Genomic DNA, 14,707 nt, shown 5'->3' with positions numbered 1-14,707 from the left:
TATGCGGATGCAACCGATATGTAATTAAATATTTTTTATGTAACACTGAAAGTTGCTATGAATAAGGGCTTATGATGAATAGTCGTGATAGCTCAAAATTTTTTATTACAAGTTACTATGAAAAAAACTACTATTTTCCCGATAATATTTCCAATATATGAAAAGGATTAATATGCATGCCGTTTAACATAACTGGTTGTCATAGAGGGGTTTGTATGGACGGGGATAATCTTTTTGACAATTATGTAAAACATGCTTTTTTTCTCAGGGAATGGGGAATAGACGGATCAGGTAACTCTCTATTAACCCGGGAAGAATATGTGTCAAAGGCAGCCGAACTGCTGAACTGTAAAGATCTTAACAACGGGGTACGTATATACTCATATATACAAAACGGGACTACCGTCGTTTACGACCCTGAGGCTAACGAGTGGGCCGAAGGCACAGAAGACGGCCAGTTAAAGAACTTTTTTAAGCCCGATAATACGAAGAAGAATTTCGTAAGGGAGAGGGTGGAATGCGAAGATCTGATATGTTCATCCCCTAAAGACTCTATTGACGATGAGCCGGATGCCGTAAAAAAGATGCTCGATGAATATGAGCAGGCTATCGACGAGCTGGACAGGAACTTCGATAATATCGGGCAGGCGAATTGCAGGGCATGTACGCCGCTGGTAAGGAAACGTATATTCTCTTTCTGGTTCGATTATATCTTTAAAAAAGGAGTACAGCTTCCAGAATTATTGGAAAGGTTCGAGAGCATAAATAAAAAGATGGAAGAGTTCGAGCAAAAACGCGGAGGCGACTATCGCGCTTTACTATGTTCCGATCTCGAACATTACGCCAGTTGTTATTCAGGCATAGTCGAATATTTCTTCAAGCCGGAACCTGTATGCGCGGAGGTCGAGAACGACCTCAACATAAGGGACGTTCTGGAAATACTGATGATGGAACTTAGCTATGATTATGATCTCAGTCTCATGGAAGAGTCTCTGGCCGGGTTCGATACGACATTAAAAGAGGTATTTACCTGCAATAAGGAAGATATTTTAAAACTATGCCCCTGCATCGAAGAGGAGTATCTGCCGGGAAGGTTCTGGTGGAGACATCCTTCGAGCCTGTAAATTTTATTGGCATCCCCCGCCATGCATTATATTTTACCGGCCGCCTATAGTTGATACTGATCAAATCGCGATGGTGTAACTACGATAATCTCTATTACAAAAACCTCCAGACAGAAACATTAATCTATTTTCGCCCTGAACTTATAGCATCATGCGCCTCGATGAGTATCTCGTGACGGAAGGCATCATCTCCTCAAGGAGCAGGGCAAAGCGGTTCATTCAGCGCGGACTTGTCTCCGTGAACGGAAAGACCGTCACCAAGCCCTCGCAAAAAGTGGAACACGGCTGTGCCATAGAAGTGGCAGAGGAGGACCGGCCTCAGGGATATTTTAAGCTAAAGGGCATCCAGGAAAAAACCGGCGTTATTCACGAGGGTGATACAGTTCTAGACATCGGCTCCAGCGCGGGCGGATTTCTCATGTACGCTTCCGGGATAGCAAGCCATGTGACGGGTATTGAGTTTAGCGAGGAGTTCAGGGAGCCTCTTGAGCGCGTCGTAGAAGAATATCCCGGAGTCAATGTAATATTCGACGATGCTTTTAATATGGACCTTTCCCGGCTGAACAGGGAGTTTGACGTCATTCTGAATGACATGACCGTAGATCCGGAGGTCTCTATATCCATAACGATGCGCTTTAAGCCGCTTTTAAAAAGCCGCGGCAGGGTGATGCAGGTACTGAAGCTTGGCGATCGGCAGGATCCTGAGCCTATGATAAAAGAGCTGGAAGAAAAAGGCTTCAAAGTGACCGATGTGATACGCCCTGAAAAAAGGGAGGCTTATATCGCGGCCTCCAGGATAGATTAGCCGAAGATGGCGCCCATGCCTTCGGCGGCCTCATCGGCTTCCTTATGAATGTAGTCGATAACGGTCTGAGACTCGCTGCCTTCTGCTTTCTTGATAAACTCTTCGCTTTTCTTTTCACATGCTTCTGTGATCTTCGCGTCGATGCCTTTTAACGTCTCTTCGTCGCTTGACTTAATATAAAGGTAATATCCCTCTTTTTTATCCGTGCCTACGGAAGAGGCCTCTTTGTTGACGATGTCGACCCTCATGAAAGCATCGTCTTTTGTAAGCTCGTCGACGTTACTCTTGTACTTAGAATCATAGTAATATACGATTTCCATTTCAAACACCTTTATGTGATCTTGATACAATGCGAAAGACCGCTATCAATATAAGATCATATATTCGCCCGGCAGCAGCATGATCTATGTCTATGATCCGGGCTTCGGACCAGATATTTTACATCTTATAATGTTTTCTTAGTACATTAATGTCATCGCCGACAAGCTCGATATCACTTATATTATTCTCTCCCAGGCCGGCCTTTTTCGCCAGGGCGAGGTACTGCACGTCCTCGGGCCTCAATCCCATGAGGTATGACCCTATAGCATCCGTGGCCACGAAATCTTCGCCGGCGATTATCACGTTCGAATTGATCGGATCGCATGCAAGCTCATGTCTCTGGCAGCCGAGTATGCCGTCAACGACAGTAAGCTCGGGGCCTATCACCTTATTCAGGTCGGCTATCTTTTGATGCAGGTCATCATGCATAATGCCTTTCGGCAATATGCCTCCCATCATGTTCTTCATGGATATGGTCGAAAGCGACCAGCAGTGTATCTTAAGCTTCGGCACGGATAGTATGCAGTCATACTCCATGAATGGCTTTGCCACTTTTATGCTCTTTAGCGATCTTCCGCCTTCTATGTCAACCTCTACATGCGGCTCTTTATTAAGGTCGATGATCCTTATGTTAAATTCTTTAAGCTCGTCCAGAAGCCCCACCTTTTTAAAGGTATCCGCGGTATCGATGCTTGCCATGCCGCCCTCGCCGACCGCTAATTCCCTGCCTGTCCACCCGTGCCCTATCAAATATTCAATTATTCCCCTTACGACTCTGGGGTCGGTAGTGACGCCCGTTTCGGGCAGGCTGCCGTTAACATAATTGGGCTTGATCAGTATGCTGTCGTATTTTTCCAGGATCTTATCAGCTTCTATAAGGTCAAGAGCCCTCTTCGGGCCGTTTACCGGATCGCTGGTATGTACTATTGATACCTTCTTGCTCTTCAAGGGCTTAGTTCTCCTTTGATATGCATTTAATAGTGATAACCGGCTGTGCTCCATTATTTCTTCTCCAGATTCAAGGTCGTTTTTTGTAATAGCTCTATGCCGTTCAGCACCTTCTCGCCGGGAGCAGGCTCCACCGTTATCCTCACTCCTTTAAAATGGGGCATGCCTGTCGAATATGTCTTGGGGTCAATGACCTGGTTCGCCCACGGCCCCATAGGGATGAAAGCAAGGCCGGGATGAGGTCCCTGTGTCGCCTTGACGGCTTTGACGATGACCTCCCCATGATCTGACCTGACCTTTACCGTCTGCCCCGGGAAGACGCGAAGCCTCTTCAGGTCGCTTACGTCCATCTCGATTATCCCGCAAGCTTTTGTATACGTATCTTCATGCTTGTGGCCCTCTATGGCGACTCCCTGCCATACTGTGCGGCCGGTTATGAGGTTCAGTTCAATTGGCCCGGTCATCTTATTATCTCCATAATAACATGTTAATATTTATTATATACTTTATTAAATAAATTATCTTCCAGCTAATGGCCTTCCTTAAGATACGGGCGATGTCTTCCGGTTTAATGTGGCAGAAGATAAAATATACCTTCAAAAATATTGACAGTATTTTATATGTCATCCGATGATTTTCGAAATACCATAAGGGTTCAGATGGCTAATGACCTTTGCACGATCGCCGGATACCCGAACTCGCCAGCGATGTTCATGCCGGGTCGCGGACCATGATATATCTTACACTCCACCTAGAGTTCTAAAATTTTAATATACTTTGTCCTTTCACTACTGTTTAAGCATTTATTAAAAAAGCCCTGACAAATAAGGGATTTACCGTCCATTAATGTTTACCTGGATAACAGTATCCGGAAAATAAGATACATTATAGTAAAAACATGACTGCCTTTCAAGGAAAATCTTTAAAAAAATTCGCGAGTGCGCCGGTCGGGACTCGAACCCGAGTTTGTGGCTTGGCAAGCCACAGTGATAACCACTACACTACCGGCGCATTCAATGATTTTGGGTGTGTTGCAGAATCCTAAATGCATTTATTGCATATAATGTTTTCCCTCAAGGTCTTTCTATATTGCATTCTTTTATTTCATGATGGTTTATTAGAGTAATATTATTAAAAAAATCGCACATAAAAAAGGATGAAAAATTAGCTTATATGCTCCTCATCCTGCTCCTGGTGCCATTCCCGTTACGGGGTGACATCGGCCTGTACTCTTTTTCCGCGTAAGCCTTGTTTATGAAATACGGCGTCAATAACGATGATACTATTATCAGCAGCCCCAGGACCGAGAATATCTCCGGCGTGACTAGCGGCATATCTCTGGCAAAATAGACCATCGTGCCTATCTGTGCCACTACCAGGGTGTCTTCCCCTATGCATAATAGCGATGTTCCTATCCTTTTTGCCTCGAAAGGCCTGAAATTCCCTGACAATGCGCAGCCTGCCATCACTCCCAGATATTTCCCGCCCATAACGCCTATGAGCAATCCTATGAAGAGTATAAGGTAAAACGGTATGCCGAACCCGCCAGCGATCGGGATGTTCGGGCCTCCGAGCAATGCGCCGAAATTCATCTGCACGCCTGTGTATGCGAAGAATATCGGTATGAACAGCCCGTATCCCAGTGCTTTGATCCTTGGGGCTATCACTGTCTCGCTGTATGGTGATCCCGCAAGTATCGCCCCGGCCAGGAACGCGCCTATTACACTGGTCAGTTCCAGCCAGTCGCTTAGCCCGGCCACCGCGAACAGGACAATAAGCGACAGTGTGATGATGGCCCTGTCTTCCTTGTTCCTGTTCGATACTCCCAGCAGAATGTCCGCGACCTTCCCTCCGAATTTCATCACGAATATAATGAAGCCAACTATCAGTAAGAATAGCTTAAAGCTAGACCAGCCCAGCATCGGCAAGAACTCGCTTATGGCCGTCTTACCGTCTGAGATCGTGAACATGTTGATCACGGATAAAAAGATCGCCAGAAGCATGATAGAGAATACGCCGTCAGTCACTTCCACTGCCAGAAGCGTCTTGAACACGTTCGAAAACCTGTCCCCGAGGTCGCTTAAATATTTAAACCCGATGACAGTCGAAGTGGAAGTGAGGCCTATGCCTATGAGGCAGGCCTGTGCCAGCGAGTAGAAGAAGTCCTGGCCGAGCAAAATGCCCACAAGCAAAGTCACTCCGGCAGACACGACGAACACGATCGCAGCGCCGATGACTGTGATCATTGTCGCAGTTCGGGCGCTTGCCTTTATAACGTTCTCAAGGTCAGTGGAAAGACCCATTATGAACATCATGAACATTATGCCCATGTTCGCTAAAAAGTCGAGCGGCTCAGACGGGTGTATTATCCCGAGCGCCATAGGGCCCAGCGCAAGTCCTGCGAATATCTCTCCCACTATGGCCGGAATGCCGAACCTTTCCACAAGCAGCCCGAGCAGTTTTGCAAATGCGAGTATAAGAAATATGGATAGTAATAGATTATTATCTAACACTTTAATGCTCCCTCAGGTCCCCATCCCCTTTTTCGGACCTTTAGTTACCTTTAGATGGAGCGCTTGCTATGCGCTTATTATCACTTATATGTTTGACTATTTGTACTTGTCGTAAGCCTTAAAAATTTTAAGTAAGGGTTAATTATGGCAGCTTTTTTTACAAAAAAATAATAATTAAAAATCTTCTTCCTTACATTAAGTTGTATCTTCCTTTCACTCTTGAGTTTTGCATCCCAAATATCCCTGATGCGTTTTCTTACCTGGAAATATGTGCTCCGATGCATTTTTATCAAAGGCTCAAAGACGGCTCAAAGAGCACAACGTTTCATTTAATAAAATAGCTTTGAGATGTCATTTGAGCCTTTGATAAAAATCCATTGCACCAATATACTGCCTGCAAGTTCACTAACATTGAAAACCTGTCCGATAATAAACTGACGGGCCATTGAATTAACGGGACAGAGCACTAAGGAAGGCATGATATAAAAAAATTTAAAGAATTTTGCTCTATACCAGCATTCCGGCTAAAAATACTCTGCCGCCGAATAATATGGTTATTATTGCCAGTATGACAAAGATTATGACCAGCCACTTTGCGATCTCGACACTAAAGCCAGCCACGCCTCTTGCACCCAATACATATGCCACAAATGCCAGTATTAGAAATATAACCGCTAACCATATAAGGTCCATATCATCACCATTTTCCGAAAAAGAGTAATATGTCAATAAATATAAATTGATATTTTATTTATCACCGGAAACAAGTATCGATTTTTTTAATAATATCATAAATCAGGTTTACCTGTAAATCCCCTTAGCAAATGCCTGTAATTGCTACTAAAGGCTGGCAGGGCATGCAGAAAGATTTAAAGTATCATAGCCCTGACACACTACACTTGCTCCACCGGGGGTACATGTATAATCGGAAATTATTTTCGAGAACTTTTTAATTTTAATATCGATGTAAAACTATTCCTGTTGAGGACTTTCATCATCAGCCTTTACGCCGGCGTGTATGGGGTCGTGTTCAACCTGTATATCCTTGACCTCGGGTTCCGGGAGGATTTTCTCGGGCTGCTGCTGTCCGTCACGCTTCTCGCATCCTCATTGACATCTATACCGGCAGGAATTTTATGCGATCGGGTCGGAAGGAGAAGATCAATGGTAGTATCCAGCTTCCTGTCTGCCGCAACGGTATTCCCCATATTCCTTACCGATTCCCCCGTATTACTGCTCCTGTTCTGCGGCATCGGAGGCGTTTTCAATTCCGTTAGCGCAGTATGTGTAGCGCCATTCCTTATTGAGAATAACGTCGGGAAAAACTCTGTCCGGGTATTCAGCGCTAACTCGGCACTGAGCTGGACCGCGTCAGTCGCAGGATGCGCGATAAGCGGTGTCCTGTCCGGAATATGGGTGCATATTCCTGCACTGGCGAACATGGGCAGCCATCGTCTCACTCTTCTCGCCGCGGCCTTTCTGCTCATACCGGGATGTATCCTGCTTCTCTTTATGAAAGACAGGAGCGAGCTTAAGCCCGTCAATAAACTCACATTTAGGGGATTCAAGCTATCGCCCAACGTAAAAAAGTTCACCGCGATAAGCATGCTCATAGGCACCGGTTCCGGCATGATCGTGCCATACTTCAATGTATACTTCACGAAAGTGCTGAACGCAGGCGTCTTTGAGATCGGCATCGTATTCGCCGCGGCGGACATCCTGATGGTCATGGGTTTCATGGCTATCCCATGGCTTGTGAAAAAGATAGGCAAGGTCAGGTCATCCGTAATAACGGAGATGTCGTCCGTGCCGTTTCTTATCATGATGGCAGCGACGAATAATTTCATGATAGCGTCCACTTCATATGTCGCGCGCATGTTCCTGATGAATGTCGCGGGGCCAGCCACGACAAGCTTTCAGATGGAACAGTTAAAGGCAGAGGAAAGGGGGCTTGCAGTGGGCGTAATGTCTACCGGCAACAGCCTGGCGCTATGTGTCAGCACCTACGCCGGAGGCCTGCTTATGGCCGGTGGCAATTATATATTGCCCTACTGGATCACGTGTGCGGCTTACATTCTTGCCGCGTGTCTCATGTATCATTATTTCAGGAACGCTGAAAAGGCCGCTCCCGTCATGCATGATAACCTTTCACAGCCCTCCGCGGCCATATGATCTGTATGGGTGTTAGCGCTTATGCCCTGTTATCAATTAATACCAAACTAATACATTATTTTATTATATGCGTTTAAATTTTAGCTTGCATAGTAAAAAGGATTTATATTATCATTAAAATCTATGGTTGCCTGTATATTTGGTACTAAAATCGAAAAAACCACAAAATATGTTAATTATCTTAGATTTAAAAACTTAATAAAAGGTAGGGTTGATATTTGATACGCGACTACATTGAAGCCGTTAAGAAGTTTTCACCGAACGCACGAATGTTCCTGACCTCGACGTTCCTTTCATCGTTATGCATCGGGATCACCAACGTTATCTTCAACCTTTACATACTAAAGCTGGGATACAACGAAAGATTTTTAGGGCTGATCATCGCGGCGACCATGATCGCGACCGGCCTGTTCGCATTCCCGGCAGCCCAGATATGCGATCGTATCGGATGTAAGAAAAGCCTTGTAATCTCGGGATTACTGACCTCGGTGACAATGTACCTGCTATATACGGTCACGTCCCAGGAGATACTGCTTATCCTGAGCGTAATGAGCGGGATATTTGCGACCGTGCCGGCCGTCATATCCTCGCCGTTCCTTGTCCAGAACAGTAACGCCGACGACCGCATATACCTGTTCAGCGTCAACTTCACGCTGTTCCTTGTCGCGACAGTGCTGGGAACTGCCGTAGGCGGCTATCTGCCCCAGCTATGGAACATGATATTCGGCATAGACGGCACCGGCATCAGCTCATACCGATATACCCTGTTCATTTCGCTGATACTGGCGACGGTATCGGTGCTGCCTCTGGTGTTCATCAATGATAAAAAGAGCGCTTGCGCCAAGCCGCGGGACATCAGGGTCATGATAAAGAAGATGGCCGAGTCTGACCGGGTAAAAAAACTTGTCATGATAAGCTGTCTTATAGGCCTCGGGGCCGGGCTTATAGTGCCGTTCTTCAACGTCTACTTTAACAGGATACTGGCTGCCAGCCCCAATGAGATCGGAGTCATATTCGCACTTGCCCAGGCATCGATGGTGATTGGCGCCGTGGCTGTCCCTTACCTGGTCAAAAAGTTCGGGAAGGTCAAGACCATCTCGCTCACCTACATGATCTCAATACCGTTCCTTATAATAATGGCGATATCGACTAACCTGTTCCTGGTCGGTTCTGCATATGTGCTTAGGATGCTGTTCATGAACATGTCGATGCCCATAAGCAACAGCTTCTCTATGGAGATCGTAAAAGAGGATGAGATGGCATCGGTTTCCAGCCTGACCTCCATGGGCAGCTATATATCGATAGCTGCCAGCACAATGATAGCGGGGACTCTGATGTCGAGCGGCTCCTATGTGCTGCCGTACATCGCAGCATGCGGACTGTATACTGCCGCCGCGCTGCTGTACTTCAGGTTCTTCAAAAAGTATGAGGATAGCCATGCGGAGCCTGTCAAGGTCAACGTGGAAACCACGTCGGGCTCCTGATTTTTAACTTTAAGCGACCTTTACTTAAATTAATGGTCATTGGCGTTAGAAGAACTCATTATAACATTCATTTCACCGGCGCTGATGCACACGATTTTTTACCACTAAGCGCACGAAGGCGAGTAAGGTACACTATACTGTTAACCACGAAGCGCACGAAGGCGAGTAAGGTACACTAGACTGTTAACCACGAAGCGCACGAAGGCTAGTAAGGTACACAAATTTTTTTAGTATATGATCATCTTCTAAAAAAGTCTTTTGTGTTCCTTGTTCGCCTTTGTGCGCTTTGTGGTTGGCAGTTTTGTGTTCCTTGTTTGCCTTTGTGCGCTTTGTGGTTGGCAGTTTTGTGTTCCTTGTTCGCCTTTGTGCGCTTTGTGGTTGGCAGTTTAGTGTTCCTTGTTTGCCTTTGTGCGCTTTGTGGTTGGCAGTTTAGTGTTCCTTGTTTGCCTTTGTGCGCTTTGTGGTTGGCAGTTTTGTGTTCCTTTGTTGCCTTTGTGCCTATTTTGGTAAATGGAATGAAAGGGGTATACCTAAAAACCATGTAATATATCAAATATGTTTTATTTTAGCTTCCCTTTAGCCATTCGGGTATCAGTTCAAGCGACCTGTTCAGCATTACACTGCTCTGGCTTACAAGTCTCTGTCCGTCCATAAAGTACTGGTCTCCAGCAGTCTCATCATTCTCCCTGTATTCATTTCCGGCCAGGATAAAACAGTTCGACGCGTTTATCATAGTATCGGTGTACATTGTCAGGCTTTCCGCAAAATTAAGTTCATTCCATTCGCTCGCATGATCCTTCATTTTCATATAATGGGCACCAGCAATGGAGTATTCTCGCTTTGATTCCTGGTATTGGTCGATAGCCCGGTCCAGGTCTCCAGAATCCCAGAGGTCGGTCCCTGCATCAAAATATTCTTTTGCACTCAAGTGATGCTCAAGGCCCTGGCAATACTCCTCCACGTATCTTATCCCCGTATCCCCGGATTCGCCGGTATCCTGGCTCGAGAAGGTACAGCCTGATGTCATGATAATGCTCAGGATGATCATGAATGCTATCGTCTTGGGCTTCAATAAGGTATTGCTCCTATTTTTTTGATATATTTCATTTCTATGGTTCATCTGCAAAGCCATATGGTTAATCCGCAGAATCGGCGAATAGTTACCTGGAATATATACAATAAGTCGTGTTTGGGGTAGCGTAACGTTATAATCCTTTGAGGCCATACCATTCTATCATGGCGATGCATTCCGGTTTACGCCTGGGGTTTTCCACTCTTGCATTGTTCATGAGCCCACCGGATACCTGGGTAGAGACAGCTATGAGCGATGGTTTTAACGCGCTCGAGATACTCTGCGAGGGGCCTATGTGGCCAAGAGAAAAGAAGTGGGAAACTCTCAAAAATATGGGTGATAAAAATGTCGAGATTTACATGCATTCCCCGACCATCGACCTGAACCCGGCGAGCGTTAACCGGGGTATACGAGAGGAAACGCTAAAACAGCTAATAGAGTCGATAGAAATGGCTGTGGAGATAAACGCAAAGTTCGTGACCACCCATCCCGGCATAGTCCATAAGCCCATGCCGCGCATAAGGGAGTTTTGCGAACAGGCGGCCATGCAGGTGCTTGGCGAGGCCGGGGACCGCGCGAGGTCCGCGGGAGTTACGCTTTCCATAGAGAATATGCCGAACAGGGAGACCTATCTCTGTACCGATCCCGTGACACTGGCCGAGTTCCAGAAAAAATGCGGGTGCGGGGTGACCATTGATGTCGGCCACGCCATTACCTGTCCGGAGCCTCAAAGATTTTTAGAGATAGACGGGATCTCGTATCTCCATGTTAATGACAATGACGGCTTAAAGGACCAGCATCTCTGTCCAGGAGACGGTATTCTGGACCTGGGCATGCTCAGGGGACATGACCGCATGATAATCGAGCTAAGCGATTACCAGAAAGTGCTGCGCGCGCGGGATAACATCCGCAATGCCTTGCTTTAGGCTCCAAGGGCCGTTTTAGCTATTTATGATGATGCCGGCAATATTTTATTAAATCTTTACTGAAACCGGCCTGACGTATATTTTTATAAAAAAGGAAAAAATACGTATATATAAACATTATCGTCCCCATCGATTTATTTTTCTTTTTATTGCTATTCAATCAATAATATATCGAAATTTTTGGCCATTTTACGACAAAGTTAATAAATGGGTTTGTATAAGTATGTGATGTCAAATGTCCTGAGCGGCATTGGCGTCTTGTAGAGGTACCGGTATTCCCGCTATAATGGCGGTATACACATCTCGTGCGGATATACATCGGTAAGACCGCTTTTCAAAAATGAAAGGTGAGTGAATGGAAAACGATAATGATGCAAAGATGCAGAACTTAAACGAATATTTGCTGGATACAAGAGAACGTTTTTGCGCAATTAACTCAGATTACTTTGATAACGAAATACCGGATATCATGGTGCGCATCAGCGACCGGCTTTACAGCCGCATTGGATATGCGCACAGCAATCCGCTGGGCATCGTGTTATCCTCAAGATATCTCGAGAAGTACGGGTGGGAGACACTTGACGAGGTCTTAAAACACGAGATAGCCCACATTTATGCCTATCATTTTTATGGAGAAAGAGGTCACCGCGGAGAGAATTTTAGGGAGGCGTGCAAGAAGATGGGGGTATCTCCGAGCGCCAGGACCAACGATCTTTACGTGGAACGGGAGAAATGGCATTACAGGTGCAGGAATTGCGGCCAGACTATCTCCACTTACAGGCCTCTGAGAAGCGTAGAGTATTGTGATTCATGCGACGGCACGTCTGATGAGACGATGCTCATCAAGGTCAACAAAGACCAGATCGACATGCCTCTTAACGAGTTCCGGAAAAAAGTCCGGCCCAAGATAAACGTTTACAGGTGTATAAAATGCGGCCGTGAAGTCAGGAGATATAAGCGCTGGACTGAAAAGCACTCCTGCGCCGTTTGTAACCCTGATGATTTCGACAACACCTGCCTGATGGAACTTGTCAGGAATAAAGCCTGATATCATATTTTTCTTATTGTGTATTGACTGGCATGGTGTCTTGTCCCGTAAATAGGATAGTTAATCGTTTGATAGGTTTTTATTGATTTTAATCCTGCAGGAAGCTTATTGGAGTAATTCATTCTCATCTTTGAGTCTCAGTAGTTTCGGTGGGGTTTGTCCTGGTTTTTTGTTGGTTGTTGTTTTCATAAAAACACCATAAACAACACCCTACACCACTTGCTATAACCAACCACCAAAATAAAAAATACACAAAATCTTTGATGTGCGGGGTCTTGTTCAGGTTTTAAGGATGAAAGAACGTGTTTTACTCAATGGTCTTTGAGATGATGTTTTTATGGTTGTGCCTGTCGGATGGCAGGTAGACACGTAACCTCACAAAAACACGGAAACACAAAATTTTTTTTATGATTTTTTAAGGGCTCAAAAAGCACTAAGAGTTTACTCACTAAACCACGAAGGGCTCTAGTATCACCGTCAACGCACTAACACCTCTAACGCTCGGCTGAACGCACCAACATTCTCTAAGTCACCAACGCTAAAACAAGGCCCGAACATTCTCCAAGGGGCACGAAAGTCTAATATCCCGGTCTGTGTTCGCCCGACCTATAACAGATTTATTAGTCGTGTAAGCGTCAACCGTGCAGTTAAAATTTAGTGTTTTTGGAGAATGTTCGTGTCTTGTTTTAGCGTTGGTGAATTAGAGCGCTTCGAGCATTAAGCCGTGCATTTGAGACTTTAGTGCGTTGACGGTGATACTGGAGCCCTTTGTGGTTTGGTGAGTGAACCTTAGGGTTTTCGTGATCTTAAAATTCTAAAAAAATTTTTGTGTTTCCGTGTTTCTGTGAGGTTACGTGTCTGCCTGCCATCCGACAGGCATCACGGCAGAACATCGATCCCATAATGAATGTTACATGCACGTCTTTTTCAATGACCATCAAAAAGTTTCTTTATGAGAACACCCACAAAAAACCAACCGGTACAAACACACACCGAAACTACTAAGACTCAAAGAAGACTGAAAGATCTCAAAGTTTTTTTAAATATACGTTGAGTTCTTTGAGATGTCCTTTGAGTCTTTAAGATGAAGATGCATTAAGCCCGGGAACAACGGGCATGTTCACACGCATTATGAATCAACGTATTAACAAAACTATTTCAATCAAGAGGCATCATTGACATTAAAGTGAGTAGCCTATGCGTGTTCATGATACGTTCGAATGTGAGATGTGCGGCCAGTGCTGCGCCAACCAGGATCTCGTGCAATTAACGACCTTTGAGCTTTACAGGCTTGCGGAGCACCTGGGTATGTCCCCGGTCGAGTTTTTCAATGAATACTGTGAGCTCGGGGCTACTAACCTTAATCCCGAAGTGCATATGTATATCCGGACAATAGATCATGCCTGCCCGTTCTTGAAGGATGGGCTGTGTAGCGTCCATGGGGCAAGGCCGTTCGCATGCAGGGCTTATCCAATGAGGGCGTACAGGACAAAAGTATCGGATATGAAGGCGTTCGTGCATGAAAAATACCCGATGCTCGAGTCTACATGCGGACTTAATAAACTGGATAACGATGACGTACTTTTAGGGGATCTGGAATTACTTATTGACCAGACGATCTCTTACTGGGTGGACGACGCTTACTATAACCTGATAAGCACGGAGGGCGCTGTCGACATGTCCATACCCTATAGCGCGGCACAGCACTATATGGATGACACTGCCGTCAGGGGGATCGCAAAAAAATATCTCGAGGACCCCGGGGATGTTTTCGCCCAGCTTAACACTGAGATCCTTTATTCGCGTATAGCGATGTCTTTACAGGCTCTCGTATGGGGTTCGGGCATTTCGATACTGGACCCGCCATCGCATATGTCGGTCGGAGAAGGCGGATGTATGGGAAAATACCTGGTGCTGAAAACTAACGTTGACGCATATACTGCTTTAAGGTCGCTTGTGGAAAGCGGCAACATGGATGTTGCCCGGACTTTTGCTATAAGCCTTAAGATTTTACCTGACATCTATCTGATCAATGCTTTACATGGCTCTTCTGCCGGGAAGGCCGTTATCGGCTTCCAGTTCGAGGTCGATAAAGAGACGCTTGAAAAAGTAACACAGAACGGGACTATGCCGCTTTATGTGTTCTTCCTGCCGGAGAACAGCGAAGAGACTCAGGCGGTAGGGTTTAGCCTGAGCGTCAATGTTTGAGGCTTGAAGTGCCTGTAAATCATTTCGACTTGCCGTATGGGTTTTTAATGGTAACTGGATTACCAAAACTATTAATATTAGCCTGA

The 14,707-nt window shown here is 45.6% G+C and carries 13 protein-coding genes and 1 tRNA gene; 7 read left to right on the top strand and 7 right to left on the bottom strand.

What is annotated here, in order from left to right:
* Window positions 1-215 precede the first annotated feature (215 nt).
* Entirely contained in the window at window positions 216-1,124 is a 909-nt protein-coding gene (locus CUJ83_RS03640; protein ID WP_230740723.1) for a hypothetical protein, read from the top strand.
* 151 nt (window positions 1,125-1,275) lie between these two features.
* A complete protein-coding gene (locus tag CUJ83_RS03635) occupies window positions 1,276-1,929 on the top strand; it encodes a S4 domain-containing protein (protein WP_230740721.1) in 654 nt (217 codons plus the stop codon).
* On the opposite strand, the gene CUJ83_RS03630 is transcribed toward CUJ83_RS03635, so the two are convergent.
* From CUJ83_RS03630 to CUJ83_RS03605, 6 genes are all read right to left on the bottom strand, one after another.
* A complete protein-coding gene (locus CUJ83_RS03630; protein ID WP_230740719.1) occupies window positions 1,926-2,249 on the bottom strand; it encodes a hypothetical protein in 324 nt (107 codons plus the stop codon). The two genes, CUJ83_RS03635 and CUJ83_RS03630, sit on opposite strands and share 4 nt — an antisense overlap.
* 118 nt (window positions 2,250-2,367) lie before the next feature.
* A complete protein-coding gene (locus CUJ83_RS03625; protein ID WP_230740717.1) occupies window positions 2,368-3,198 on the bottom strand; it encodes a DUF362 domain-containing protein in 831 nt (276 codons plus the stop codon).
* 53 nt (window positions 3,199-3,251) lie between these two features.
* Window positions 3,252-3,662, bottom strand: a complete 411-nt coding sequence (locus CUJ83_RS03620; protein WP_230740715.1) for a molybdopterin dinucleotide binding domain-containing protein — start codon at window positions 3,660-3,662, stop codon at window positions 3,252-3,254.
* A gap of 475 nt (window positions 3,663-4,137) precedes the next feature.
* Window positions 4,138-4,209 (bottom strand) — tRNA-Gly (locus CUJ83_RS03615).
* Between the two features lie 158 nt (window positions 4,210-4,367).
* Window positions 4,368-5,711 carry a cation:proton antiporter gene (locus CUJ83_RS03610; protein WP_230740713.1) on the bottom strand — a complete coding sequence of 448 codons (1,344 nt, stop codon included), beginning with the start codon at window positions 5,709-5,711 and terminating at the stop codon, window positions 4,368-4,370.
* Window positions 5,712-6,218: 507 nt separating this feature from the next.
* Window positions 6,219-6,404, bottom strand: a complete 186-nt coding sequence (locus tag CUJ83_RS03605; protein ID WP_230740711.1) for a DUF1328 domain-containing protein — start codon at window positions 6,402-6,404, stop codon at window positions 6,219-6,221.
* Window positions 6,405-6,692: 288 nt separating this feature from the next.
* Here CUJ83_RS03605 and CUJ83_RS03600 point away from each other — a divergent pair, with 288 nt between their 5' ends.
* Together CUJ83_RS03600 and CUJ83_RS03595 are read left to right on the top strand one after the other, a co-directional pair.
* Window positions 6,693-7,883, top strand: a complete 1,191-nt coding sequence (locus CUJ83_RS03600) for an MFS transporter (protein WP_230740709.1) — start codon at window positions 6,693-6,695, stop codon at window positions 7,881-7,883.
* 218 nt (window positions 7,884-8,101) lie between these two features.
* The gene (locus CUJ83_RS03595; protein WP_230740707.1) at window positions 8,102-9,367 is read left to right on the top strand and encodes an MFS transporter; all 1,266 of its coding nucleotides are present in this window, start codon (window positions 8,102-8,104) and stop codon (window positions 9,365-9,367) included.
* A 565-nt stretch (window positions 9,368-9,932) separates the two neighbouring features.
* On the opposite strand, the gene CUJ83_RS03590 is transcribed toward CUJ83_RS03595, so the two are convergent.
* Entirely contained in the window at window positions 9,933-10,439 is a 507-nt protein-coding gene (locus tag CUJ83_RS03590; RefSeq protein WP_230740705.1) for a hypothetical protein, read from the bottom strand.
* Window positions 10,440-10,603: 164 nt separating this feature from the next.
* On the opposite strand from CUJ83_RS03590, the gene CUJ83_RS03585 reads away from it, so the two are divergent.
* From CUJ83_RS03585 to CUJ83_RS03575, 3 genes are all read left to right on the top strand, one after another.
* Window positions 10,604-11,365 (top strand): sugar phosphate isomerase/epimerase family protein, encoded by a 762-nt coding sequence (locus tag CUJ83_RS03585; RefSeq protein WP_230740703.1) that lies wholly within the window; start codon window positions 10,604-10,606, stop codon window positions 11,363-11,365.
* A 355-nt stretch (window positions 11,366-11,720) separates the two neighbouring features.
* Entirely contained in the window at window positions 11,721-12,413 is a 693-nt protein-coding gene (locus tag CUJ83_RS03580; protein ID WP_230740701.1) for a SprT family zinc-dependent metalloprotease, read from the top strand.
* A gap of 1,197 nt (window positions 12,414-13,610) precedes the next feature.
* On the top strand, window positions 13,611-14,621 hold the full coding sequence (locus CUJ83_RS03575) for a YkgJ family cysteine cluster protein (protein ID WP_230740699.1): 1,011 nt from the start codon (window positions 13,611-13,613) through the stop codon (window positions 14,619-14,621).
* Window positions 14,622-14,707: the final 86 nt, after the last annotated feature.

The organism is Methanooceanicella nereidis (assembly GCF_021023085.1).
GTDB lineage: Archaea > Halobacteriota > Methanocellia > Methanocellales > Methanocellaceae > Methanooceanicella > Methanooceanicella nereidis.
The sequence above is the reverse complement of the archived record's forward strand: the minus strand, read 5'-3'. Positions and strand labels throughout refer to the sequence as shown.

Excerpts from the sequence above, each read along its gene's own strand:
- CUJ83_RS03580 (WP_230740701.1), top strand. The coding sequence starts at position 11,721 with ATGGAAAACGATAATGATGCAAAGATGCAGAACTTAAACGAATATTTG.
- CUJ83_RS03585 (WP_230740703.1), top strand. The coding sequence starts at position 10,604 with ATGGCGATGCATTCCGGTTTACGCCTGGGGTTTTCCACTCTTGCATTG.
- CUJ83_RS03620 (WP_230740715.1), bottom strand. The coding sequence starts at position 3,662 with ATGACCGGGCCAATTGAACTGAACCTCATAACCGGCCGCACAGTATGG.
- CUJ83_RS03635 (WP_230740721.1), top strand. The coding sequence starts at position 1,276 with ATGCGCCTCGATGAGTATCTCGTGACGGAAGGCATCATCTCCTCAAGG.
- CUJ83_RS03630 (WP_230740719.1), bottom strand. The coding sequence starts at position 2,249 with ATGGAAATCGTATATTACTATGATTCTAAGTACAAGAGTAACGTCGAC.
- CUJ83_RS03575 (WP_230740699.1), top strand. The coding sequence starts at position 13,611 with ATGCGTGTTCATGATACGTTCGAATGTGAGATGTGCGGCCAGTGCTGC.
- CUJ83_RS03640 (WP_230740723.1), top strand. The coding sequence starts at position 216 with ATGGACGGGGATAATCTTTTTGACAATTATGTAAAACATGCTTTTTTT.
- CUJ83_RS03605 (WP_230740711.1), bottom strand. The coding sequence starts at position 6,404 with ATGGACCTTATATGGTTAGCGGTTATATTTCTAATACTGGCATTTGTG.